Below are 895 nucleotides of genomic sequence, written 5' to 3' on the forward strand. Positions count from 1 at the left end.
CTAAAATCCTAGATCGCTGGGTCGGTCACACCAGACTGGCCCTGTAATCTCACTCTAAGGCTTATCCTGCCTAACTTCCTGCATGATGTAGTTTCTGTAATTATCGCGACGCCGTCGTCGGTCCGGTCTCTATCCGGTCTTTAGCTGTAATTTTGGCTAGATACCGAACTGGACACGAACCCTAATGTAAATTTCCTATTTAGGTTTTCCGTCCAGTTTGCCGTCGTCGTCGACGGGAGTTCCATCTGATTCCATCAACCCAACTTGACACCCTAACTCATAGCAGGTTCGCGCTGCAATCCAGTGTGCTGTTGGTAATTCCGTTCTGAGTATGAATACCAGTCCAGTGATTAGCTGTTGTTTCTGGTGCTGTGGTTGAGTGCCGATGATCACTGACCTAAATCACTTGAGAGATAACAGACCGATTACCACTGAGGGTAATCGGTCATCATGATTCAACATTCATCTGTTTCTAATCTTCGGTGCTGAGTCTCCTGCGTAATCTCAGCTAGAACCCCATTCAGGTCTCTAAATAATATTTATATTAATAACTGAACCTAATGGAACGGAATGTTGGTTATATTTTTGTTGGTTCCAGCGCGAATTTTTTCTGGGGTTTAGTTCTGGTGTTGAGTGGTATGTATCTGCTCTGATTCGCGTTGTACAGACGAGAGAAGGTTCTGATGGTGGATATCACTCTGATAGGGGAAGAGTGACTCTGTGGTGACTACGTGGAGAGTTTCGGCTGACCTGATGGACCAGAGCTTACCGGAAGTAATCGCAGACCGGATATGGAAAGGACTAGAACGAAAAAAGGCGTACGGATTTCTCCATAAGCCTTAAGGAATAATGGTGGCCCCTCGCAGACTTGAACTGCGGACCAATCGATTATGAG

The 895-nt window shown here is 45.9% G+C and carries 1 protein-coding gene; it reads right to left on the bottom strand.

Annotated elements, in window-relative coordinates; all coding sequences use genetic code 11:
• Positions 1 to 195: 195 nt before the first annotated feature.
• Positions 196 to 393 carry a hypothetical protein gene (locus R7093_RS24500; RefSeq protein WP_318146922.1) on the bottom strand — a complete coding sequence of 66 codons (198 nt, stop codon included), beginning with the start codon at positions 391 to 393 and terminating at the stop codon, positions 196 to 198.
• Between the last annotated feature and the right edge of the window lie 502 nt (positions 394 to 895).

It is taken from the genome of Vibrio sp. 1580, assembly GCF_033340055.1.